Genomic DNA, 21,737 nt, shown 5'->3' with positions numbered 1-21,737 from the left:
ACGCGTCGCTCACCGCCCGCCACCGTGCGGCTCGAGGCGCACCACCACCGACTTGGAGGTCGGCGTGTTGCTGCCCACCGCCACCGAGCCGAGCGGCACCAGCGGGTTGGTCTCGGGGTAGTAGGCCGCGGCGCAGCCGCGGGGCTGGTCGTAGGGGACCACGCGGAACCGGTCCGCGCGCCGCTCGACGCCGTCCCCCCAGACCGCGACCAGGTCGACCAGGTCGCCGCCGGCGAGACCCAGGTCGGCCACGTCGTCGGGGTGGACGAAGACCACGCGGCGCCCGTTGCGGATGCCCCGGTAGCGGTCGTCGAGCCCGTAGATCGTGGTGTTGTACTGGTCGTGCGAGCGCAGCGTCTGCAGCAGCAGGTGCCCCTCGGGCAGGTCGAGCACGTCCAGCGGGCTCACCGTGAGCACAGCCCTGCCGGCCGCGGTCGGGAAGACGCGGGCGTCGCGCGGCGGGTGCGGCAGCACGAAGCCTCCCGGCTGGTCGATCCGGCGTTCGTAGTCGTCGAAGCCGGGGATCACCCGGGAGATCCGGTGCCGGATCTCGCCGTAGTCGGTGCGCAGCCGCTCCCACGGCACGCCCGAGCCCGGGTGGTCCTCGGCGAACAGCGCGAGCGCGATCGAGCAGACCACGTCGACCTCCGAGCGCAGCTCCGGGGAGGCCGGCGCGAGCGGCCCGCGCGAGGCGTGCACCATCGACATCGAGTCCTCGACCGTGACCCGCTGCGGGCTGCCGCCGGTGAGGTCGCGCTCGGAGCGGCCCAGCACCGGCAGGATCAGCGCGGTCGTCCCGGGCACCGCGTGCGACCGGTTCAGCTTGGTGGAGATCTGGACGGTCAGGTCGGCACGGCGCAGCGCGGCCTCGGTGACCGGGGTGTCCGGCGCCGCGGAGGCGAAGTTGCCGCCGAGCCCGACGAAGACCCGGGCGGCACCGGTGCTGAGGGCGCGGATCGCCTCGACGACGTCGAGGCCGTGCTCGCGCGGGACCGGGATCCCGAACTCGACCTCGAGCGCGTCGAGGAACCAGACCGGGGGCCTCTCCCAGATCCCCATGGTCCGGTCGCCCTGGACGTTGGAGTGTCCGCGGACCGGGCACAGTCCGGCCCCCGGGCGCCCGATGTCGCCGCGCAGCAGCGCCAGGTTGACGACCTCCTTGATCGTCGCCACCCCGTGCCGGTGCTGGGTCAGCCCCATCGCCCAGCACCACACGGTGGCGGCCGAGTCGCGGATCATCGCCGCGCCCTCCTCGATCTGGTCGCGGGTCAGGCCGGTCGCCTCCTCCACCTTGTCCCAGTCCAGGTCGGCCAGCCCTTCGGCGTACGCCGTGAAGCCGACGGTGTGCTCGGCGAGGAACTCCTCGTCGATGGCCCCCCACTTGAGCAGCAGCGCGCCCCACGCCTGGAACAGCGCCAGGTCGCCTCCGAGTCGGATCGGGAGGTGGAGGTCGGCGAGCCGCGTGCCGTGGCCGACCACGCCCCGCGGCCGCTGCGGGTTCTTGAACCGCCCCAGCCCGGCCTCCCGGAGCGGGTTGACCGAGATGATCCGGGCGCCGTTGTCCTTGGCGACCTCGAGCGAGGCGAGCATCCGGGGGTGGTTGGTGCCGGGGTTCTGACCGGCGACGACGATCAGGTCGGCGGTCTCGACGTCGGTGAGGGTGACCGAGCCCTTGCCGATCCCGATCGTCTCCGTCAGCGCCACCGAGGTCGACTCGTGGCACATGTTGGAGCAGTCCGGGAGGTTGTTGGTGCCGAAGGCGCGGACCAGCAGCTGGTAGACGAAGGCGGCCTCGTTGGAGGTGCGACCGGAGGTGTAGAAGACGGCCTGGTCGGGGTGGTCGAGCCCGCGCAGGTGATCGGCCACCAGCGCGAACGCCTCGTCCCAGCCGATCGGTGCGTAGTGGGTGGCGCCGGGCCGCAGCACCATCGGCTCGGTCAGCCGGCCCTGCTGGCCGAGCCAGTAGTCGCCGTGCCCGGCGAGGTCGGCGACCGAGTGCTCGGCGAAGAACCCCGCGTCGACCCGGCGCAGGGTCGCCTCCTCCGCGACCGCCTTGGCACCGTTCTCGCAGAACTCGGCGACGTGCCGGTGCCCGGCCTCGGCGTCCGGCCACGCGCAGCCCTGGCAGTCGAAGCCGTCGGCCTGGTTGACCCGGCGCAGGGTGGCGGCGCTCCGGCGTACGCCCATCTGCCCGACGGCGTGCCGCATCGCCGCGGCCACCGCGCGCGGACCGGCGGAGTGCTCGGGCGCCGCGGACACCTCCAGGCGGGACTCGTCCGGCTCTCCGTTCGGTGCGCGCGTGGCCATGCTGCCCAGTCTTCCCCCGCCGTCAACCGCCGCCGGCCGCGACGAGCGCTCATCTGGCTTCCACCCCGGGGTCGTCGTCCGTTCATCGGGAGCCGGCACGGTCTGCCGCGTGCGCATCGCCCAGCTCGCCAACTTCGTCGGGGCGGCGTCGGGCGGGATGAGGACGGCCGTCGCCGAGCTCGGCCAGGGGTACGTCGACGCCGGCGTCGAACGGCTCCTCGTGGTGCCCGGCCCCGCCGACTCGGTCCGGGAGACGCCGCTCGGTCCGGTCGCCACCGTCCGCGCCCCGCGGGTGGGCGGCGGCTACCGGCTGATCGTCGAGCCGTGGCGCCTGGTCGACACCCTGGAGCGGTTCGCGCCCACCTCGATCGAGTGGAACGACAAGCTCACGCTGCTGCCGGTCGCCTGGTGGGCGCGGCGCGCGGGGGTCCGCACCGTCTGCCTCTCACACGAGAACCTCACCGACATGTTCGCGCTGCGCAGCGGGAAGCCGACCACCGCGAAGGTGTCGATCGGGCTGGTGAACCGGCTGGTGGTGCGCAGCTTCGACACCCTGGTGGTCACCTCCCGCTACGCCCAGGACGAGTTCCGGGCGCTCGCCGACGCGGCGGACTGTCCGCTCGAACGGGTCCCGCTCGGGGTCGACCTCGCGACGTTCCGCCCCGCGCCCGGTGGGACCGACGCGCGCGGGACGGACGACGGCGTGCTCCGGCTGGTCCACGTCGGCCGGCTCTCCCGGGAGAAGTCGCCGCACCTGGCGGTCGCCACCGCCGTCGAGCTGCATCGACGCGGGATCCCGGTCCGGCTGGACGTGTACGGCGAAGGCCCGCACCTGGGCGAGCTGCAGGCGATCGCGGAAGGGGCGCCGGTCACCTTCCACGGCTTCGTCGGCGGCCGCGACGAGCTGTGCGCGCGGGTGGCGGCGGCCGACGTCGCGCTCTCGGTGTGCCCCGGGGAGACCTTCGGGCTCGCGGTGCTCGAGGCGCTGGCCTGCGGCACGCCGGTGGTCACCGCCGACCGCGGCGGCGCACGGGAGCTCGTCGACGCCCGGTGCGGCGCCTGGGGTGCGCCGGAGCCGGGCGCGCTGGCCGACGCGGTGCTCCGGCTCGCCGCGCGACCGGCCCGGCTGCGGCGTACCGGGGCGCGGGCGCGGGCCGAGGAGTTCCCGTGGTCCGCCACGGTGCAGCGGATGCTGGCGGTGCACGCCGGGGAGCGGCTCGAGGTGCCGGTGCCGGCCTGACCCGCGAGCTCGTCAGCGCAGCGCCAGCCAGCGCGATGAGGCGATCCGGTCGATCCTGTCGCGGGCGCGCGGCGTGAGCAGCAGGACCGGCACCAGCACCGCCACCGTCATGCAACCCAGCACGATCGCGAGGTAGGCGCCGTGCAGCGAGGAGTCCAGCGGCGCGACCAGGCCGAGCACCACCGAGAGGGCCAGGAGCGCGCTGGTCGCGCCGCGGCTCAGCCGCAGCGTCGCCAGGAACGGCGGCAGCAGCAGGAAGTACCACAGGTGCACCACCGGGCAGAGGACCACGAACAGGCCCCCGCTCACCGCCGCCGCGCGCACCGCGGCGGCGGCGTCGGCGGTGGGCCAGCGCAGCGCCACCCACGCGGAGACGCCCAGCGCGGCCAGCACCCCCGCCGTACGCAGCAGGTCGCGCAGCGCGTCGGGCCCCAGGCCGAGACCGGCGGCGGCCGCGAGCGCGTCGAGCAGCCGGCCGACCGTGGTGCTGATCGACAGCGGCGTCTCGACCTCGCCGGGGACCGTGAGGGCACCGATCCACCCGTGGCCCAGGCCGGTGGCTGCGCCGAGCCCGAACAGGGTGACGAGCGAGACCAGCGCGACCGCGCCGAGCCGGCGCAGCCGGGCCCACAGCGCGGCCGCCGGTGGCAGGCCGACCAGGGCGACCGCGACGCAGACCAGGCCGCCCGGCAGCTTGACGGCGGCGGCCAGCCCGCCGAGCACCGCGCCCCACGCCCAGCCCCGCTCCACGGCGACCACCAGCGCGGCCGCCATCAGGCCGACCATCAGCAGGTCGTTGTGGAGCCCGGCGACGCCGTTGGCCAGCATCAGCGGGGAGGCCAGCACGATCGCCGAGGCCAGCGCCGGGTTCGCACCGGTCCACCGGGCCATCCGCGGCACCGCCCAGGCGAGCAGCGCCAGGCCGGCCAGCGCGAAGCAGCGGTGCGCGATCACCAGCATCCAGGGGTTGCCGGTGACCCCGGCGACCAGCCGCCCCAGGAACAGCGGAAGCGGCCCGTACGGCGTGGAGGTCTCCATCCACATCGGGTCCACCGCCTGCACGATCGGTGCCGGCTGCCCGTGGAGCAGCGACCAGAACCCCGGTACCAGCGCCGCGGGGCCGTGGTCGTAGGGCGAGAGCCCGTGCCGGGCCAGCATGCCCTGGGCCGCGTAGGACCACCCGTCGCGGGAGAAGAGCGGGGGCGCCAGCAGCAGCGGCGCCGCCCAGACGACGGTGGCGAACCGGACCAGGCCCAGGGCGTCGGCCTGGTCCCGGGCGGCCGAGGTCGCGACGTGGCGGCACAGCGACAGCCAGGCGCTGGCGGCCAGGGCGAGCCCGACCAGCACCATCGTCAGCCCGAGCATCCGACCGGCCTCGGTGCCGCGCGCCGCGGCCAGGGTGGCGGCGCGGAGGACGGGGGCCGAGCTCGGGATGGTGGCGACGAGGAACCCGCCGGCGAGGACGAGCAGGCTGCCGAGCAGTCCCCGGAGCAGCGGCGGCACGGAGGTCACGCCCGGACGCTAGGGAGCCCAGCCGTCGCGGAGCTGAACGCGCCTCCAACCCCCGGCGACCGCTGGGTCGCCGGCACCCTCCGGCCCGATTCCACCGCTTTTCGAGGATGCCCCGGTGGCGGCGGCGCACCTAGATTGCACCGCGCGGACGCGAAGGCCCGGCGGGTCCGGCCACGAAGGAGGCACCATGTCGACCGCCCCTCCCCCACCCCCCGGCTACGAGCCGCCCCCCGGTGGGTACGGCGGCCCGCCGGCCGGCGGCTGGGACCTCGGCGCCGCGCTCTCCTACACCTGGGCGAAGTTCCAGGACAACATGGGTCAGCTGGTGCTGGCCACCATCGGCGTCTGGGTGGCGGTCGCGATCGTCGGCATCGCCAGCACCGGGCTCCTCGTCGCGCTGGCCGACGCCGGCACCCCGTGGCTCCTCCGGTCGCTGCTCCAGGCAGCCCTGTACGGCGCGGTCTTCGTCGTCGCCCAGCTGATCGCGGCGGCGCTGATCCGCGGCTCGCTCAGCATCACCGAGGGCCGGGACTTCTTCGCCGTGGACGCGTTCAAGTTCGCGCAGGTCGGCCCGGTGCTGGTCACCGCGCTGCTGGTCGGCGCCGCGACCGCCGTCGGCTACGTGTTCTGCGTCCTGCCCGGGATCGCGATCGCCTTCCTGACGATGTACTCGCTGTACTTCGTGGTGGACGAGGACCTGCCGCCGGTCGAGGCGATCACAGCCAGCTTCAACCTGGTCAAGGACAACCTCGGCAACGCGCTGCTGTGGTGGCTGGTCGGCGGCCTGATCGCCGTCGCCGGCTTCGTCCTGTGCTTCGTCGGCGCCCTGGTCACGATCCCGTTCGTGCTGATCGGCACCGCCTACACCTACAAGGTGCTCACCAGGCAGCCGGTGGCGGACTGAGCCGGCGCACCGTGGGTCGGCGAGAACTTCCGCCGACCCACGGCCCCACGCGGCCCGTCCGCACTACCGTGCCGGCATGGGGCTCCTGACACCGGTCGCGGTCAAGCTCGGCTCGTTCGCGTGGATGCCGCGGCTGCTCCCGCAGATCACGTGGACCGACAAGACGCTGCAGCGCGCCACCCGCGGGAAGGTCGGCGTACTCGACCTCGCCGGCCTGCCGAACCTGATGCTCACCGTTCCCGGCCGCAAGACCGGGATCCCCCGCTCCACGCCGCTGCTCTGCGTACCGCACGGCGGCGGCTGGCTCGTCGCCGGCTCCAACTTCGGCGGCGCCACCGCCCCGGTCTGGGTGGGCAACCTCCGAGCGGCCGAGACCGCCCAGGTCCGCTACCGCGGTCGCGAGCGGACGGTCACCTGGCGCGAGGTGACCGGCGCGGAGAAGGAGCGGCTCTGGGCGCACATGCGCACCATCTGGCCCAACTACGACAAGTACACCGAGTGGACCGACCGGGAGATCCCCGTCTTCCTCCTGTCGCCGGTCTGAGGCCCGCCGCGGGCGGCTACGCGAACCATCCCGACGGGGAGAGCTCGTTGCCCATCCGCGGCACGTACTGGTCGAAGTAGACCCGCGAGATCAGCTCGCGCCGCGACCGCACGTCGGCCTTCTCGAAGACCGACTTCAGGTGGTCCTGCACCGTGTACGCCGACAGGTGCAGCGTCTGCGCGATCTCCTTGGTGTCCACGCCCTGGAGCACCAGCTGGGCGACGTCACGCTCGCGCGGGGTGAGCCCGAAGGCGGCGACCACCAGTGCCACGATCTCCGGCGGCCGGGCCTCCTCGATCGTGACCACGACGTCGCCGTCCCGGTCGCCGAGCGTGCTCAGCGGTCCGGCCTGCAGCACCAGCCACGTGCCGGTGCCGGTCCGGACGCGGCTGCGCGCCGGGTTGCCGCCCTCACCGCGCCCGAACCGGCGGGCGGCGCCGATCAGCGCCGCGATCGGGGCGAGCGGGTCGCCGTGGTGCGGCCCGCTGACCAGGTCGACCAGTCGTTGCTCGGCGGCAGGCGTCATCTGGGTGATCTGGTTGTCCGGCCCGACGATCACCACCGCGGGCCCGGCCGCGGACGACGCGCCCGCGGCCCCCTCGGCGATGCGGGCCAGCAGTCCGGCGCGGACCCCGCGGGCGAACGGCGCGGCGAGCGAGGCCAGGAACGCGACCTCGCCGGCGTCGAAGGGCCGGTCGTCCCCGCCCCGGAACAGCGCCATCGCGCCCCACGCCTCGCGACCGTCGCGGAACGCCATCCGGGCCTCGTCGCCGAAGCCGAAGTGGGGCTTCATGAACGCCGCCATCCGGTGCGAGCGCTCCACCTCGCCGTCGGTCACCAGGTGCACGCCCGCAGCCGGAACGGCGGCCACCGCGAGCTCGGTGAAGGCGGTCTCCTCGACGGTGCCGTACTCGACGATCCCGAACTCGTGGTCCCGGCTGTTGCACTCACGCAGCGACCCGTACTTGCGGGCGCTGGTCATCATGTGGGTCGCCGGGTCGTGGGTCGCCACGCAGGCGGCCACCCACGGCACGGCGCGCCGGACCGAGTCGACGGCCTCGCCGAGGAACTCGTCCAGGTCGAGACCCGCCCGGGCCACGACGTCGACGTCCTGGCGCACGCGCTCGGCGGTCAGTCCTCGGGCCATGACAGCAGTGTGCGCCGAACCCCGGCACGGGGGAATCCCAGATTCCTGGGTGGTACAGACATCCCAGGCGTGACGCGGGAATCTCCCCAGCCGATCGGGATGGTCCGCGCGGATGGCGACGACCAGGGTCTCTGCCATGACAACCACCCCTGACATCACGCTCCGCTCGCGCCTCACCACGGACTGCGAGCTCCACCTGCCCGGCGACCCCGGGTACGACACCGCACGGCTGGCCTGGAACCTGGCGGTCGCCCAGCGGCCCGCCGCGGTGGCCCTCCCCCGCACCCCCGAGGAGGTCGCCGACGTCGTCCGCGCCGCCGCGGATGCCGGACTGCGGGTCGCACCGCAGACCACGGGCCACGGCGCCGCCGCACTCGGCGAGCAGGACCTCGACGACGTCGTCCTGGTCAAGCTCGCCGCGTTGACCGGCGCCACCGTCGACCCGACCGCGCGGACCGCCCGGGTCCTCGGCGGCACCCAGTGGCAGGAGGTCGTCGAGGCGGCCGCGCCGTACGGGCTGACCGCGCTGCACGGCTCGGCGCCTGACGTCGGCGTCGCCGGCTACCTGCTCGGCGGCGGCCTCTCCTTCTACGGCCGCAGCCACGGTGTCGCGGTGAACTCGGTCCGAGCGGCCGAGGTGGTCACCGCCGACGGCGCCCTGGTACGCGCCTCGGCCACCGAGAACGCCGACCTGTTCTGGGCGGTCCGCGGTGGCGGGGGCAACCTCGGCGTCGTCGTCGCCCTCGAGATCGACCTGCTCCCGTACGCCGAGGTGTACGCCGGCATGCTGCTGTGGGACCGCGAGCGCGCCCCCGAGGTGCTGCCCGCCTGGGTCGAGTGGAGCCGCACGGCGCCGGAGTCGGCGACCACCTCGCTGCGGGTGATGAGCTTCCCGCCGCTGCCCGAGCTGCCGCCGTTCCTGTCCGGCCGTGACCTGATCATCATCGACGGCGCGATCCTCGAGACCGACGCCGACGCCGACGCGGTGCTCGCGCCGCTGCGGGCGCTCGGCCCGGAGATGGACACCTTCGCCCGGGTCCCGGCGGCCGCGCTGACCCAGGTGCACATGGACCCGCCGGTCCCGTCCCCGGCGGTCGCCGACCACTCCGTGCTCGGCCCGCTCGACGACGAGGCCGTCGCCACGCTGCTCGCCCAGGTGGGGCCGGGCACCCGCAGCGGACTGATGTTCGCCGAGCTGCGCCACCTCGGCGGGGCCTTCGCCCGGCCTGCGGCGGGAGGCGGCGTACTGGCCTCGATCGCGGGGGACTACGCGCTGCTCTGCCTGGCGATGGCACCGACCCCCGAGGCGGTGGTGGCCGGCAAGGCCGCGGCGTTCAGCGTGGTCCGGGCGATGGCACCGTGGGCGCAGGCGTCGCTGGTGCCGACCTTCGCCGAGACCCGGGTCGATGCCTCCCGGTTCTACGGCGACGAGGAGTGGGAGCGGCTGCTCCGGATCCGCGCCGAGGTCGACCCGCACCGGGTCTTCGTGGCCAACCACGCCCTGTGAGGGGTGGCGACCCCTCGGCGTCGGGGCTCATCCGGCACGGAGCAGGTCGGCCGCCTCCTCCCCGACCATGAGCGTGGGCGCGTGGGTGTTCCCGTGGGTGATCCGCGGGAACACCGACGCGTCGGCGACCCGGAGGTGTCCCAGTTCGGCACGTGCATCGGGGGTCCATCAGTTGGCGCCGACGTTCGGGTTGTCGACCACGACTGGGGGCAATGCCCGAACTCATTCGGCTGCTGCCAGAGGGCGACGTCCCGCAGCCGATCGGCTTGTGACGCGCTCCGCGTGCCGATCGGCTCGCGGAGCGGCAGGTGGGTGGCGCGGCGGCGGCAAACGGGGAAACCTCCCGCGGTTGCGGCGCGGGTGATGGACCATGGCTGCGGTATCCGCCATCCGCGGAGATGGTCCCCGACCGAAGGATGAGCACGCGATGGGTTTGATCCGTTGGTCCGGCGCAGTCTCCGCAACGCTCGCGGTCCTCGCTGTCCTCGTGCTGAGCGCAACGGTCAAGGCCCCAACCGTCGAGGCGGCGTACGACTCGAGCCGTGCGGCATGCGGTTCCGCCCTGACGGTTGTTCAGCGGGGAACCGGATACGCCGGCGGCGAGATGCGGGCGGACGAGGACTCGTTCGACGCGGCGTGTGTGCGTCGGGCCGAGACAAGGGTTCGCGTTGCCGTCGTCATGGGCGGGACGGCTGCCGTGCTCGCGGGCGGCACCTTCATTCTCCTGCGACGGAGGCCGAAGAAGGCGCGACCGCGCACAATGAGCAACTCCGCGTCCGCGATCTGAGCCATCCGTCCCACCGCATCCACGACCTGCGATCTGCGGTCCCGGTGGCCGATCCGCCACCGGCACGCTCCCGCGTGGCCATTGGTCAGCGGCGAGGAGCGTGCAGCCACATAGGCGATCTTGTACGTTTCGGCGTTTCGCGCGCATACTGGCCACATGAGTGAGATGACCGTGAGCGAGGCTCGGGCACGCCTTGCCGACGTGATCGACGAGTCCCGCGTCGCGCACGACCCGGTCTTCCTGACCCGGCGTGGCCGCCGGGTCGCGGCGATCATCGATGCCGATCAGCTCGAGAGCCTGATCGAAGCGGCGGAGGACCTCGCTGACATCCGAGCCGCACGGGATGCCCGCAAGGAGATCGACGCCGGTGAGGCTCCGATCCCGTGGGATCAGGTCAAGGCCGACCTCGGCCTCGCATGACCCAGCCCAACTACCGCATCGAGGTCTCTCAACCCGCGGTGCGGCAACTCCGGAAGCTCGACCCGAGCGAGCGCCGACGGGTCCAGGCCGCTATCGAACTGCTGGCCTCGAACCCCCGGCCGCCCGGTGCGAAGAAGCTGGTTGACGGAGACGGCGAGTGGCGCGTGCGCACTGGCGACTACCGGATCGTCTACGAGATCCGTGACGAGGTGCTGGTGATCCTCGTCCTCGCAGTTGGCCACCGGCGCGAGATCTACCGTCGCCGCTGACCGATCCGCACCCGGGGCCTGGGCTGGCCTGTAACACGCTGTTGCACGCACTGGTCGGTCGTTGAGGGCGCTTCGATCCCGTTGGAACGGGCTGGAAGCAGCGCCAACGGCCTGTCAGAGCACGCAGCAGCGTGTTACATGGGCCCTCCGCACGGCGGCGCAGACCCGGAGACGGGTCGTGTGCCCCACACCCCGGCATGGCGGGTTCTCGGGCACACGACCCACCTCACGCGCCCGCACGAGCACACCCCGCAAGCCGAACCCCCACCGGCCAGCACCGACCGATCGGCCTCGTGGACAGCGGGGCCGTCTGCGCCGTATCCGATGGACCCGTCCGGTGAGATGGCCGGGACGGGGGCGTCATGCGGCACACCACGACGCGTGCTGACCACCTCGAACCTGGCTCGAGAACCAGATCACGGATCGCGCGCGCATCGCACGACGAGCAGAAACGAACCAGCCCTGACCAGCGTATTCGCTGGCCAGGGCCGATTTCTGTGCCGTGGCAGGTAGTGGATTCGAACCACTGTAGGCAATGCCGGCTGATTTACAGTCAGCTCCCTTTGGCCGCTCGGGCAACCTGCCGGGCTGTCGTCGATCAGCGCTCCGGTTAACCCCGGGTTTGCTGCTCGGTGACGACGCGAAACAATAGCGCAGCAACACCCGGAGACCGAAAACCGCACACAACCAGCGCAGGTGACACCATGGCCGACTCCTCCTTCGACATCGTCAGCAAGATCGACCGCCAGGAGGTCGACAACGCTCTCGGGCAGACCGCCCGCGAGATCGCGACCCGGTTCGACTTCAAGGGCACCGGCGCCACCATCGAGTGGAAGGGCGAGCAGGCGATCGAGATCAGCGCGTCCGCGGACGACCGCGCGAGCGCCGTGCTCAGCGTCTTCCAGGACAAGCTGATCAAGCGCAACCAGTCGCTGAAGATCCTCGACGCCTCCGAGCCGCGCCAGTCGGGCCAGGTCTCCAAGATCGGGATCACCCTCAAGGAGGGCATCACCTCCGAGGACGCGAAGAAGATCTCCAAGCTGATCCGCGACGAGGGCCCGAAGGGCGTCAAGGCCCAGATCCAGGGCGACGAGCTGCGGGTCTCCTCCAAGAAGCGCGACGACCTGCAGGCCGTGATCGCGCTGGTCAAGGGCCAGGACTACGACTTCGCGGTGCAGTTCACCAACTACCGCTGAGACGAGGACTCGGCGCGGTACGACGGCCGGCCCGCGATCGGGTCGGCCGCTGTCGCGCGGCGCCCGTCCCCTAGATGTGCAGATACCCCTTGTCGTGGGCTTCGGGCGGCTTGCCCGTGGCGAGCCGCCTCGTCCTGCCGCAGTAGCTGCACGTGTGGAACGCACGTCCCCCGTCGCCGGTCACCGGATTCCAGTGGTGCCACCCCACTGCGCAGGCCACTCCCCGCCTGATGCTCATGGCGCTGCTCCTCTCCCGAGACCACCAGTGTGCGCCCGCGAGGGCGAACGCGACAGGGGGCGCGGCGGGCCGGGTCAGGTCGTCGGCCGCTCGACGCTGACGGGAGCACCCCAGTCCGAGAAGTCGACCCGGACGCCACTGGGGCCGTCGCCCTCCTCGAGCGCTTCGAAGTAGCGGACCTCGAGGCGCACCGGGCGTTCGGCGGCGTCGACCCACAGCATCCCCAACACGGTCGCGGGCAGCTCGACCCCGGGCAGCACCCCGAGGGCGCTGTCCTCGACCTGGTCGCGCAGCAGCACGGTGCTGTCCAGGCCGAGGCGGTAGGAGGTGACCGCCCCCGGGACGTCCGCGTCGGGTCCCTCCTCGGCGGCGCTGATCACCGCGTCGAGCGTCACGCCGATGTCGCCCATGAGGTCACGCACGCCGGCGACCGAGGGTCCGGTGGCCGAGGCCGCGGAGACGGCGTGGAAGGCGTCGCCGCCGAGGCTCATGAAGAGGTCACCGTCGACGCGGCGGACGACGAACTGCTCCGGGTCGGACGGGGAGCGCTCCACCACCTCGAGGTCACCCTCCTCGCGCCGGAGGTCCAGATCGGCCTCGAGCTTCGCCGGTGCGGCGAGACCTCCGATGGACAGGTGCACCGACGACTGCTCGTCGATGGCGGCCTGCACCCGCTGCACGACGGTCCCCTCGCCCTCATCGCCGGCATCGACACCGCCGTCGGGACCCGAGGCGCAGCCAGCGAGCAGCACCAGCGCCGCCACCACGACCCCGACCGGACCGGTACGCCGACAACGCCCCATGCGTCACTCCCCTGACGACGGCCCGCCCCGTCGGCGAGTCCGACCGGGGCCGCGGGCACGTCCGCGCGCCTATCCTCGCCCCCGGGACCGAGTCCCGGACGGATCTGTCAGGAATCACCGAGATCCACCTACCCCCGATCGGGCAGGCGCCGACCACGCCTCCGGGCTAGCCTCCCCAGGTGAACCCATCGGCGCGGGTCGAGATCACCGCACCGCTCGAGCTGGTCTGGCAGATCATGCTGGACACCGACCGGTACGGCGAGTGGAACCCGTTCGTGGTGCGCGCGGAGACCACGCACCCGGCCGCCATCGGGAACCCGATCGTGCTCCATGTGGTGTGGGCGAACGGCCGCCGAACCCGGTCACCCGAGCGGATCACCGCGCTGGACGCGCCCTCGACGGTGGACGGCCGCACCGCCGCCCGACTCTCCTACAGCTACGAGGGCTGGCCGGCCCGCCTCGGCCTGGTGCGGGGCACCCGGCACCAGCGGCTGCAGCAGGTGGGCGGCGGGCCGACGGTCTACGAGACCGTCGAGGAGTTCTCCGGTCCGCTGGTGCGACTGGCCGGTCCGGCGCGGGTCGCCGACGGGTTCGCCCGCCACGCCGAGGCGCTCAAGACGCGCGCCGAACAGCTGGCCCGCTGACCCCGATCCGCGAGTCGGCAGCAACTCGCTGCCGACTCGCGGAACGCCCCAGGACTCGGTGGAGCCCAACCCCCGGCTCGATGGAACCCGATGCCCGGCTCGGCTCAGACGGCGACCATCGCCGGCACCGTGGTCGCCCCGACGGCCGGCGTCAGCCAGACCCGGCTGCCGAGCTCGAGGTCGAGCGCGTGCGCGTGGCTGCGGGTGAGCACCACCGAGACGGGGCCGCCGCGGTGGTGCGCGGCCACCGAGTCGTCGAGCTCGACGGTGAGCCGCATCTCGAAGCCGACCCGGAGCATCCGGACCACCCGTCCGGGCAGCGCCCCGGCCTGGCCGGGCTGCACCGCCACGTCGATGTCGTGCGGCCGCAGCCGCAGCGCCCCCAGCACGGTGACGTCGCCGAGGAAGCCCATCACGAAGTCGTTCGCCGGCTCGTCGTAGAGCTGGTCGGGGCTGCCGACCTGCTCGATCCGGCCGCCGTTGACGACCACGATCTCGTCGGCGACCTCCATCGCCTCCTCCTGGTCGTGGGTGACGAACACGGTGGTCACGTGCACCTCGTCGTGCAACCGGCGCAGCCAGTCGCGCAGCTCCTTGCGGACCTTGGCGTCCAGCGCCCCGAACGGCTCGTCGAGCAGCAGCACGCTGGGCTCCACCGCGAGCGCGCGGGCCAGCGCCATCCGCTGCCGCTGACCGCCGGAGAGCTGGGAGGGCATCCGGTGCGCGAACGGCGCCAGGTGGACCAGCTCCAGCAGCTCCTCGACCCGGCGCCTGACCTCGGCGCGCGGCCGCTTGCGGATCTCCATGCCGAACGCGACGTTCTTGGCCACGGTCATGTGCTTGAAGACCGCGTAGTGCTGGAAGACGAAGCCGACGTTGCGCTGCTGCGGAGGCAGCCGCGTGGCGTCGACGCCCTCGATGACCACCGTGCCGGAGTCGGCGGTGTCGAGCCCGGCGATGATCCGCAGCAGCGTCGACTTGCCGCCGCCCGAGGGCCCGAGCAGGGCGGTCAGCTGGCCGGTCGGCAGCGAGACGCTGACGTCGTCCAGGGCGTGGAAGTCGCCGTACTTCTTGGTGATGTTGCGAACCTCGATGGACATCAGTGGTTCTCCTTGGGTCGGAGGATGGAGACGACGACGATGCAGAGCACGCTCACGAAGGCGAGCACGAAGGAGACGGCGTACGCCGAGGACTGCTGGAAGCCCTGGTACTGGGTCTCGACCAGCAGGGTGGCTGTCTGGGTCCGGTCGACGACGTTGCCCGACACGATCTTGACCGCGCCGAACTCGCCGAGGGAGCGGGCCAGGCTGAGCACGACGCCGTACACGACGGCCCACTTGATGCTGGGCAGGGTGATCCGCCAGAAGGTCTGCCGGCCGTTGGCGCCGAGGCTGCGGGCGGCCTGCTCCTGCTCGTCGCCGATCTCGGTGAGCACGGGCACCACCTCGCGGATCACCAGCGGAAGCGCCACGAAGCAGGTCGCCATCACCATGCCGGGGCCGCTGAAGATCACCTGGATACCCCACTGCTCCAGCGTCGGGCCGAACCAGCCGGTGCGGCCGTTGTAGACCAGCAGCAGGGCGAGGCCGACGACGACCGGCGAGACCGCCATCGGCAGGTCGACGAGCGCCGAGAGCAGACGCTTGCCGGGGAACTCGTAGCGGACCAGCAGGATCGAGATGGTCACGCCGAAGACCAGGTTGATCAGCACCGCCTGGACCGCGACCTGCGCGGTCAGCAGCAGTGCGTGGGCGACGTGCGGGTCGCCGACCAGGCCGAGCACCGGTGCCACGCCGTCGGCGAACGCCTCCCGGACCACCGTGGAGACGGGCCAGGCCACGAGCAGGGCGACGTAGCCGACGGCCACCAGCCGCAGCAGCCAGCGCACCGGGGTGGTCACCTCAACCACGGCGGCTCACCCGCCTCTGCACGATGTCCAGGGTGACGATCACGAGCAGCGCCACGGCCAGCATCAGGCTGGCCACCGCGGCCGCGGACGCCGTGCTGCCGTTCTCGACGTAGGTGAGCACCCGGACCGAGACCACCTCGGTGTCGAACGGACGGTTGCCGCTGAGCAGCACCAGCGATCCGTACTCCGCGATCGCGCGGGCGAAGGAGAGCGCGGCGCCGGCGGCGATCGCGGGCACCAGCGCCGGCAGCACCACGCGGCGCAGGATCGTGCGCCGGTCGGCGCCGAGCGAGGCGGCGGCCTCCTCGGCGTCGGGCTCGAGCTCGCCGAGCACCGGCTGCACGGTCCGTACGACGAACGGCAGCGTGACGAAGGCCAGCGCCAGCGTGACCGCGCGCTCGGTGTAGGCCCAGTCCAGGCCCAGCGGGCTGGAGGGGCCGTAGAGGCCGAGCAGCACCAGGCCGGCGACGATCGTCGGCAGCGCGAACGGGATGTCGATCACCACGTCGAGCACCGCGCGGCCCCGGAACCGGTCGCGGACCAGCACCCAGGCGATGATCGTGCCCATCACCACGTTCAGCCCGGTGACCAGCAGCGCCTGGCCGACCGTCAGCCGGATCGCGGCCAGGGTCTGCGGGCTGGTGACCGTGTCCCAGTAGCCGGCCCAGCCGCGCTCGCTCGCCGCCACCACCACCGCGGTGAGCGGGATCAGCACCAGCAGGCTGAACCAGGTCACCGAGACTCCCAGCGCGAGCGAGGAGGCGGGCGTCAGGTTCGTGGCGGCACCCGACCGGCGCCGCCGCAGGCGGGCTGGCCTCTCCGTCAGGGGGACGGCGGTCATTCCACGGCCTCCGACCCCGACGCCGCGATCAGCGCGGGGATGATCCCGACCGGCTCGCCGTCCTCGCCGTCGGCGAAGAACTTGTCGCCCGCCTCGCCCCAGCCGCCGAAGTCGCCGTCGATGGTGAACAGCTGCGCCGGGGCCGGGAACGGGTCGGCCGGGTCGTTGGCACCCGGCACCTCGGGCAGCTCGACGCCGTCGACGCCGTCGACCGGGCGGAAGCCGAAGCCGGCGTACAGCTCCTGGGCCGGCGCGGACTCCATGAAGTCCAGGAACTCCTGGGCGCCGTCCGCGGCGCCGACGGTGACCGCCGCCGGGTTCTGGATCAGCAGGGTGTCCTCGGGGACGACGTAGTCGATGGCCTCGCCGTTCTGCTTGGCCAGGATCGCCTCGTTCTCGTAGGAGAGCAGCACGTCCTGGTCGCCCTCGACGAAGGCGGAGGTCGCCTCCCGGCCCGAGGCGGGCAGCACCGGGGTGTGGGCGAGGAGCTCGGCCACGTACTCCTTCGCCTCGGCCTCGGTCCCGCCGTTGCCGATCACGTGCGCCCACGCGGCGAGGATGTTCCAGCGCGCGGCACCCGAGGAACCCGGGTTGGGGGTGACCAGCTCGACGCCCGGCTTCACCAGGTCGTCCCACCCGGTGATGCCCAGCGGGTTGCCCTCGCGGACCACCAGCACGACCACCGAGGAGGTGGCGATGCCCTCGGTCGGGGTGTCCCGCCAGTCCTCGGCGACCAGTCCCTCGTCGACCAGGCGGGTGACGTCGGTCTCGAGCGAGAAGTGCACCACGTCGGCCCGGGCGCCGGCGACGACCGCGCGGCTCTGGTCCCCCGAGGGCCCGTACGACGGCGCGAAGCTCACGTCGGCGCCCGCATCGGTCCGCTCGAAGGCGTCGTAGACCCCCGCGTTGGCGGTCTCCATCACCGAGAACGCGACCACCGCCAGGTCGCTGCCCGTGCTCGCCGCACCGGTCGAGGTGCAGCCGGCCAGCGCGACCGTCCCGGTCACCGCCAGCGCCGCCGCCTTCATCGTCCGCTTCATGTCACAGCTCCTGTGCCTGGGGGCCGATCGAATCGACCCGTCTGAATTAACTCAAGCAGATTACTAGTCTTTAAAGACATAGATTGGCAAGCCGGGGGCGCTGGCGAGTCGTGCGGCGCGCCCATGCACAGTCGTGCGGCGAGGCGCGCCACGCTCAAGGAGCGAGCATCGCCAAGGAATATATGATTTTGCCGTTTATCCTTGTGTGGTGCGCTCGCGGCAGGCTGGACAGCTGTCCAGCCTGCTACCCAGAACGCGCGCCAAGAAGTGGAACAGGTTCTAGAATGGGCGGCGGGTGCGAGGCGGCACCTGCACGCCCCAGGACGAGGGAAGTAGATCGACGTGAACCAGACCAAGCAGGTCAAGCAGCTCGATCGGGTGATCATCCGGTTCGCCGGCGATTCCGGCGACGGCATGCAGCTGACCGGCGACAGGTTCACCCAGGAGTCGGCCGTCTTCGGCAACGACCTGGTGACCCTGCCGAACTTCCCGGCGGAGATCCGCGCACCCCAGGGCACGCTGCCCGGCGTCTCGTCGTTCCAGATCCACTTCGCCGACCACGACATCCTGACCGCCGGCGACCGTCCCGACGTGCTGGTCGCGATGAACCCGGCCGCCCTGAAGGCCAACGTCGGCGACCTGCCGCGGGGCGCCACGATCATCGTGGACACCCACGACTTCACCAAGCGCAACCTGGACAAGGCCGGCTACGCCACGAACCCGCTCGACCAGCTCGGCGACGCCAACGACCAGCTCGGTGAGTTCAACGTCTTCACCCTCGACCTGACCGGCATGACCGTCGAGGCGGTCAAGGAGTTCGGGCTCTCCCGCAAGGACGCCGGCCGGTCCAAGAACATGTTCGCCCTCGGCCTGCTGTCCTGGATGTACGGCCGGCCCACCGAGCCGACCGTGGCCTTCGTGGAGAAGAAGTTCGCCAAGAAGCCCGACATCCGCGACGCCAACATCGCCGCCTTCAAGGCCGGCTGGAACTTCGGCGAGACCACCGAGACGTTCGTGGTCCAGTACGAGATCAAGCCCGCCGCCCTGGCGCCCGGCACCTACCGCAACATCACCGGCAACCTGGCGCTCTCCTACGGTCTGGTCGCCGCCGGAGTCCGCTCCGGGCTCCCGGTCTTCCTGGGCTCCTACCCGATCACCCCGGCCTCGGACATCCTGCACGAGCTGTCGAAGCACAAGGCGTTCGGCGTCACCACGCTCCAGGCCGAGGACGAGATCGCCGGCATCGGCTCCGCCATCGGCGCCGCCTTCGCCGGTGCGCTGGGCATCACCACCACCTCCGGTCCCGGCATCGCGCTGAAGTCCGAGGCGATCGGCCTCGCCGTGATGACCGAGCTGCCGCTGGTGATCGTCGACGTGCAGCGCGGCGGTCCCTCCACCGGCCTGCCCACCAAGACCGAGCAGGCCGACCTGATGCAGGCCATGTACGGCCGCAACGGCGAGGCGCCGGTGCCGATCGTGGCGCCCCAGTCGCCCGGCGACTGCTTCGCCGCGGCGGTCGAGGCCGCCCGGATCGCGGTCACCTACCGGACCCCGGTGATGCTGCTGTCCGACGGCTACCTGGCCAACGGGTCCGAGCCGTGGCAGATCCCGGCCGTCGACGAGCTGCCCGCGATCGACCCCGCGTTCGCCACCGGCCCCAACCACGTCTCGGCCAAGAGCGCCGCGAGCGGGAGCGAGGAGCCGGACGAGTTCTGGCCCTACCTGCGCGACCCCGAGACGCTGGCCCGCCCCTGGGCGGTGCCCGGCACCGCGGGCCTGGAGCACCGGATCGGCGGCCTGGAGAAGGGCGAGGGCCACGGGAACATCTCCTACGACCCCGCCAACCACGACCTGATGGTCCGGACGCGCCAGGCCAAGATCGACCGGATCGCCGAGTCGCTGCCGCCGCTCGAGGTCGACGACCCGTCCGGCGCCGCGAAGGTGCTGGTGATCGGCTGGGGCTCGACGTACGGTCCGATCGGCGCCGCCGCCCGCCGTGTCCGCCGCGCCGGGTACAACGTCGCGCAGGTCCACCTGCGCCACCTCAACCCGTTCCCGAAGGACCTGGGCGCGATCCTGAAGCGCTACGACAAGGTGCTGGTCCCCGAGATGAACCTCGGCCAGCTCTCCCGCCTGCTGCGCGCCGAGTACCTCGTCGACGCCGTCGGCTACAACCACGTCTACGGCCTCCCGCTCAAGGCGGCCGAGCTCGCCGAGGCCATCGGCCACCTGGTCGCCGAGGCCGAGGAGATCCCCGTGGATCTCGGTGAGCACGGCGCCAACCCGCCCGCCGACCACGAGGAGGCACCGCTCCGATGAGCACCACCGATCTTCCCCTGCCCGTGCTGCGCGCCGGCACCGACGGCGTCCCGGCGCTGGCCGAGGGCCAGACCCAGACCGCCAAGGAGTTCTCCAGCGACCAGGAGGTCCGCTGGTGCCCCGGCTGCGGCGACTACGCCGTGCTCAAGGCCGTCCAGTCCTTCCTGCCCGACCTCGGCCTGCGTCGCGAGAACATCGTCTTCGTCTCCGGGATCGGCTGCAGCTCGCGCTTCCCGTACTACCTCGACACCTACGGCATGCACTCCATCCACGGGCGCGCGCCGTCGATCGCCACCGGCATCGCGACCGCGCGCGAGGACCTGTCGGTCTGGGTGGTCACCGGCGACGGCGACGCGCTCTCGATCGGCGGCAACCACCTGATCCACGCGCTGCGCCGCAACGTGAACATGACGATCCTGCTGTTCAACAACCGGATCTACGGCCTGACCAAGGGGCAGTACTCCCCCACCTCCGAGACCGGCAAGGTGACCAAGTCGACCCCGGTCGGCTCGATCGACAACCCGTTCAACCCGGTCTCCCTGGCGCTCGGCGCCGAGGCGACCTTCGTGGCCCGGACCATCGACTCCGACCGCAAGCACCTCACCTCGGTGCTCGCCGCGGCGGCCGCCCACCGGGGCACCTCGCTCGTCGAGATCTACCAGAACTGCCCGATCTTCAACGACGGCGCGTTCGACGCGATCAAGGGCATGGGCGACTTCGACCGCGACTCCGCCCAGCACGCCGTGATCCCGCTCGTGGACGGCCAGCCGATCACCTTCGGCGTCCGCGACGACGAGACCGGGCTGGGCGACAAGGCGCTGGTCCGGACCGCCGGGGGCAGCGTCGAGGTGGTCGACACCGCCTCGGTGGCGGTCGAGGACCTGCTGGTCCACGACGCCGCCGACCCCGACCCCTCCCAGGCGTTCGCGATCAGCCGGCTCACCGACGCCGGCTACCTGAACCGCTCGCCGATCGGGATCTTCCGCCAGGTCGAGAAGCCGACGTACGACGACCAGGCGCGCGCCCAGGTGGCGCACGCCCAGGCCGCCTCCGCGGGCAGCGCCGAGGAGCGCCTGGCGGCGCTGATCAGCGCCGGCGACACCTGGACCGTCGCCTGATCCGACCGCCACGCCGTACCGCCACGCGGGCCCCGTCCACCACGGACGGGGCCCGCGTGCGTCGGCACCTATGCTGACGCGGTGTCGGAGTCGCGCCGGGGGCTGCTGTTCGGGGTGGTCAGCTACCTCCTCTGGGGACTCTTCCCGCTCTACTGGCCGCTGCTCGAGCCCAGCGGCCCGGTCGAGATCCTCGCCCACCGGATCGTCTGGTCGGCGCTGACCATGGGCCTGGTGGTGCTGGCCACCCGGCACCTGCCGCAGATCCGCGCGATCCTCGACGACCGCCGTACGACTCTGCTCCTCGTGGTGGGAGCGGTGACGATCACCGTCAACTGGGGCACCTACATCTTCGGGGTCAACACCGGCCGGGTCGTCGAGACCTCGCTCGGCTACTTCATCAACCCGCTGGTGACCGTGCTGATGGGCGTGCTCATCCTCGGCGAACGGCTGCGCCCGGGCCAGTGGCTGGCCCTGAGCATCGGGTTCGCCGCGGTGGTCGTGCTCACCGTCGACTACGGGCGGCCGCCGTACGTCGCCCTGGTGCTGGCCTTCTCCTTCGGCACCTACGGCCTGGCCAAGAAGACGGCCGGCGCGGGCGCCGTCGAGAGCCTGGCGTTCGAGACCTCCGTCATGGCGCCCTTCGCGCTGGCCTACCTCGCCGTGCTCGGCGCCGGCGGCGGGGCGCACCTCGCCGGGGAGGGCCCCGCGCACGTCGCGCTGCTGCTGTCCACCGGGGTCGTCACGGCCGTGCCGTTGCTCTTCTTCGGTGCCGCGGCGACGCGCATCTCACTCACCTCGCTGGGCCTGATCCAGTACCTCGCACCGATCCTGCAGTTCACCCTCGGGATCACGGTGATCGGCGAGCACATGCCCCCCGGCCGCTGGATCGGGTTCGTCCTCGTCTGGCTCGCGCTGACGCTCTTCACCTGGGAGGCGCTGCGCTACCGCAGGACCCAGCTCGCGATGGTCGCCGAGGCGACCGCCGCCTAGCA

20 protein-coding genes, 1 tRNA gene and 1 pseudogene are annotated in these 21,737 nt (G+C 72.4%); 12 read left to right on the top strand and 10 right to left on the bottom strand.

Features of this window, described 5'->3' with window-relative positions; all coding sequences use genetic code 11:
• Positions 1-9: 9 nt before the first annotated feature.
• Positions 10-2,307, bottom strand: coding sequence for an FdhF/YdeP family oxidoreductase (locus tag E8D34_RS02110; RefSeq protein ID WP_136592889.1), 2,298 nt, complete (start codon positions 2,305-2,307; stop codon positions 10-12).
• A gap of 157 nt (positions 2,308-2,464) precedes the next feature.
• Between E8D34_RS02110 and E8D34_RS02105 the strand changes: the two are divergent.
• Positions 2,465-3,586, top strand: a pseudogene (locus E8D34_RS02105) (glycosyltransferase).
• Here the strand turns inward: E8D34_RS02105 and mptB are convergent.
• Complete coding sequence (gene mptB, locus E8D34_RS20665; RefSeq protein ID WP_168929298.1) at positions 3,560-5,059, bottom strand: polyprenol phosphomannose-dependent alpha 1,6 mannosyltransferase MptB; 1,500 nt, start codon at positions 5,057-5,059, stop codon at positions 3,560-3,562. The pseudogene E8D34_RS02105 and the gene mptB sit on opposite strands and share 27 nt — an antisense overlap.
• Positions 5,060-5,246: 187 nt before the next feature.
• On the opposite strand from mptB, the gene E8D34_RS02095 reads away from it, so the two are divergent.
• Together E8D34_RS02095 and E8D34_RS02090 are read left to right on the top strand one after the other, a co-directional pair.
• Complete coding sequence (locus E8D34_RS02095) at positions 5,247-5,963, top strand: hypothetical protein (RefSeq protein ID WP_136592888.1); 717 nt, start codon at positions 5,247-5,249, stop codon at positions 5,961-5,963.
• Between the two features lie 76 nt (positions 5,964-6,039).
• Positions 6,040-6,507, top strand: a complete 468-nt coding sequence (locus tag E8D34_RS02090; protein WP_136592887.1) for a nitroreductase family deazaflavin-dependent oxidoreductase — start codon at positions 6,040-6,042, stop codon at positions 6,505-6,507.
• A gap of 16 nt (positions 6,508-6,523) precedes the next feature.
• On the opposite strand, the gene E8D34_RS02085 is transcribed toward E8D34_RS02090, so the two are convergent.
• On the bottom strand, positions 6,524-7,654 hold the full coding sequence (locus E8D34_RS02085; protein ID WP_136592886.1) for a helix-turn-helix transcriptional regulator: 1,131 nt from the start codon (positions 7,652-7,654) through the stop codon (positions 6,524-6,526).
• A 136-nt stretch (positions 7,655-7,790) separates the two neighbouring features.
• Here E8D34_RS02085 and E8D34_RS02080 point away from each other — a divergent pair, with 136 nt between their 5' ends.
• Positions 7,791-9,161, top strand: a complete 1,371-nt coding sequence (locus E8D34_RS02080) for an FAD-binding oxidoreductase (RefSeq protein ID WP_136592885.1) — start codon at positions 7,791-7,793, stop codon at positions 9,159-9,161.
• A 27-nt stretch (positions 9,162-9,188) separates the two neighbouring features.
• Here E8D34_RS02080 and E8D34_RS02075 read toward each other — a convergent pair whose 3' ends face one another.
• A complete protein-coding gene (locus E8D34_RS02075; protein ID WP_136592986.1) occupies positions 9,189-9,305 on the bottom strand; it encodes a GMC oxidoreductase in 117 nt (38 codons plus the stop codon).
• A 283-nt stretch (positions 9,306-9,588) separates the two neighbouring features.
• Here E8D34_RS02075 and E8D34_RS02070 point away from each other — a divergent pair, with 283 nt between their 5' ends.
• From E8D34_RS02070 to E8D34_RS02060, 3 genes are all read left to right on the top strand, one after another.
• A complete protein-coding gene (locus E8D34_RS02070; RefSeq protein WP_136592884.1) occupies positions 9,589-9,948 on the top strand; it encodes a hypothetical protein in 360 nt (119 codons plus the stop codon).
• Positions 9,949-10,104: 156 nt separating this feature from the next.
• On the top strand, positions 10,105-10,368 hold the full coding sequence (locus E8D34_RS02065) for a type II toxin-antitoxin system Phd/YefM family antitoxin (RefSeq protein ID WP_136592883.1): 264 nt from the start codon (positions 10,105-10,107) through the stop codon (positions 10,366-10,368).
• Positions 10,365-10,637: a type II toxin-antitoxin system RelE/ParE family toxin gene (locus E8D34_RS02060; RefSeq protein ID WP_136592882.1), complete on the top strand. Its 273-nt coding sequence runs from the start codon at positions 10,365-10,367 to the stop codon at positions 10,635-10,637. Before E8D34_RS02065 ends, E8D34_RS02060 begins: the two co-directional genes overlap by 4 nt.
• A gap of 503 nt (positions 10,638-11,140) precedes the next feature.
• Here the strand turns inward: E8D34_RS02060 and E8D34_RS02055 are convergent.
• Positions 11,141-11,222, bottom strand: a tRNA-Tyr gene (locus E8D34_RS02055).
• 119 nt (positions 11,223-11,341) lie between these two features.
• Here E8D34_RS02055 and E8D34_RS02050 point away from each other — a divergent pair.
• Positions 11,342-11,833: a YajQ family cyclic di-GMP-binding protein gene (locus E8D34_RS02050; RefSeq protein WP_136592881.1), complete on the top strand. Its 492-nt coding sequence runs from the start codon at positions 11,342-11,344 to the stop codon at positions 11,831-11,833.
• A 312-nt stretch (positions 11,834-12,145) separates the two neighbouring features.
• On the opposite strand, the gene E8D34_RS02045 is transcribed toward E8D34_RS02050, so the two are convergent.
• The gene (locus E8D34_RS02045) at positions 12,146-12,874 is read right to left on the bottom strand and encodes a hypothetical protein (RefSeq protein ID WP_136592880.1); all 729 of its coding nucleotides are present in this window, start codon (positions 12,872-12,874) and stop codon (positions 12,146-12,148) included.
• Positions 12,875-13,053: 179 nt separating this feature from the next.
• Between E8D34_RS02045 and E8D34_RS02040 the strand changes: the two genes are divergently transcribed.
• Entirely contained in the window at positions 13,054-13,518 is a 465-nt protein-coding gene (locus E8D34_RS02040) for an SRPBCC domain-containing protein (RefSeq protein WP_136592879.1), read from the top strand.
• 104 nt (positions 13,519-13,622) lie between these two features.
• Here E8D34_RS02040 and E8D34_RS02035 read toward each other — a convergent pair whose 3' ends face one another.
• From E8D34_RS02035 to E8D34_RS02020, 4 genes are read right to left on the bottom strand one after another with little or no spacing between them, the layout of a single operon-like run.
• On the bottom strand, positions 13,623-14,618 hold the full coding sequence (locus E8D34_RS02035) for a sulfate ABC transporter ATP-binding protein (protein WP_136592878.1): 996 nt from the start codon (positions 14,616-14,618) through the stop codon (positions 13,623-13,625).
• Positions 14,618-15,427, bottom strand: coding sequence for a sulfate ABC transporter permease subunit (locus E8D34_RS02030; RefSeq protein ID WP_136592877.1), 810 nt, complete (start codon positions 15,425-15,427; stop codon positions 14,618-14,620). Before E8D34_RS02030 ends, E8D34_RS02035 begins: the two co-directional genes overlap by 1 nt.
• Positions 15,420-16,268, bottom strand: coding sequence for a sulfate ABC transporter permease subunit CysT (cysT, locus tag E8D34_RS02025; RefSeq protein WP_136592876.1), 849 nt, complete (start codon positions 16,266-16,268; stop codon positions 15,420-15,422). Before cysT ends, E8D34_RS02030 begins: the two co-directional genes overlap by 8 nt.
• Complete coding sequence (locus E8D34_RS02020) at positions 16,265-17,308, bottom strand: sulfate ABC transporter substrate-binding protein (protein WP_136592875.1); 1,044 nt, start codon at positions 17,306-17,308, stop codon at positions 16,265-16,267. Before E8D34_RS02020 ends, cysT begins: the two co-directional genes overlap by 4 nt.
• Positions 17,309-17,650: 342 nt before the next feature.
• On the opposite strand from E8D34_RS02020, the gene E8D34_RS02015 reads away from it, so the two are divergent.
• The 3 genes from E8D34_RS02015 to rarD all read left to right on the top strand — a co-directional run bounded on the left by E8D34_RS02015 (position 17,651) and on the right by rarD (position 21,735).
• On the top strand, positions 17,651-19,627 hold the full coding sequence (locus tag E8D34_RS02015) for a 2-oxoacid:acceptor oxidoreductase subunit alpha (protein WP_346763600.1): 1,977 nt from the start codon (positions 17,651-17,653) through the stop codon (positions 19,625-19,627).
• Positions 19,624-20,745, top strand: a complete 1,122-nt coding sequence (locus E8D34_RS02010; protein WP_136592873.1) for a 2-oxoacid:ferredoxin oxidoreductase subunit beta — start codon at positions 19,624-19,626, stop codon at positions 20,743-20,745. The genes E8D34_RS02015 and E8D34_RS02010 overlap by 4 nt, the downstream gene beginning before the upstream one ends.
• Positions 20,746-20,826: 81 nt before the next feature.
• Positions 20,827-21,735, top strand: a complete 909-nt coding sequence (gene rarD, locus E8D34_RS02005; RefSeq protein WP_136592872.1) for an EamA family transporter RarD — start codon at positions 20,827-20,829, stop codon at positions 21,733-21,735.
• Positions 21,736-21,737: the final 2 nt, after the last annotated feature.

The organism is Nocardioides sp. GY 10113 (assembly GCF_004919105.1).
Taxonomy (GTDB): Bacteria; Actinomycetota; Actinomycetes; order Propionibacteriales; family Nocardioidaceae; genus Nocardioides.
This window is presented reverse-complemented; position numbering and strand designations above follow the sequence as displayed.

What these genes read in the sequence shown, in the direction of transcription:
- E8D34_RS02110 (WP_136592889.1), bottom strand. Translation starts at nt 2,307, where the DNA reads ATGGCCACGCGCGCACCGAACGGAGAGCCGGACGAGTCCCGCCTGGAG.
- E8D34_RS02095 (WP_136592888.1), top strand. Translation starts at nt 5,247, where the DNA reads ATGTCGACCGCCCCTCCCCCACCCCCCGGCTACGAGCCGCCCCCCGGT.
- E8D34_RS02090 (WP_136592887.1), top strand. Translation starts at nt 6,040, where the DNA reads ATGGGGCTCCTGACACCGGTCGCGGTCAAGCTCGGCTCGTTCGCGTGG.
- E8D34_RS02085 (WP_136592886.1), bottom strand. Translation starts at nt 7,654, where the DNA reads ATGGCCCGAGGACTGACCGCCGAGCGCGTGCGCCAGGACGTCGACGTC.
- E8D34_RS02080 (WP_136592885.1), top strand. Translation starts at nt 7,791, where the DNA reads ATGACAACCACCCCTGACATCACGCTCCGCTCGCGCCTCACCACGGAC.
- E8D34_RS02070 (WP_136592884.1), top strand. Translation starts at nt 9,589, where the DNA reads ATGGGTTTGATCCGTTGGTCCGGCGCAGTCTCCGCAACGCTCGCGGTC.
- E8D34_RS02065 (WP_136592883.1), top strand. Translation starts at nt 10,105, where the DNA reads ATGAGTGAGATGACCGTGAGCGAGGCTCGGGCACGCCTTGCCGACGTG.
- E8D34_RS02060 (WP_136592882.1), top strand. Translation starts at nt 10,365, where the DNA reads ATGACCCAGCCCAACTACCGCATCGAGGTCTCTCAACCCGCGGTGCGG.
- E8D34_RS02050 (WP_136592881.1), top strand. Translation starts at nt 11,342, where the DNA reads ATGGCCGACTCCTCCTTCGACATCGTCAGCAAGATCGACCGCCAGGAG.
- E8D34_RS02045 (WP_136592880.1), bottom strand. Translation starts at nt 12,874, where the DNA reads ATGGGGCGTTGTCGGCGTACCGGTCCGGTCGGGGTCGTGGTGGCGGCG.
- E8D34_RS02035 (WP_136592878.1), bottom strand. Translation starts at nt 14,618, where the DNA reads ATGTCCATCGAGGTTCGCAACATCACCAAGAAGTACGGCGACTTCCAC.
- cysT (WP_136592876.1), bottom strand. Translation starts at nt 16,268, where the DNA reads ATGACCGCCGTCCCCCTGACGGAGAGGCCAGCCCGCCTGCGGCGGCGC.
- E8D34_RS02020 (WP_136592875.1), bottom strand. Translation starts at nt 17,308, where the DNA reads ATGAAGCGGACGATGAAGGCGGCGGCGCTGGCGGTGACCGGGACGGTC.
- E8D34_RS02010 (WP_136592873.1), top strand. Translation starts at nt 19,624, where the DNA reads ATGAGCACCACCGATCTTCCCCTGCCCGTGCTGCGCGCCGGCACCGAC.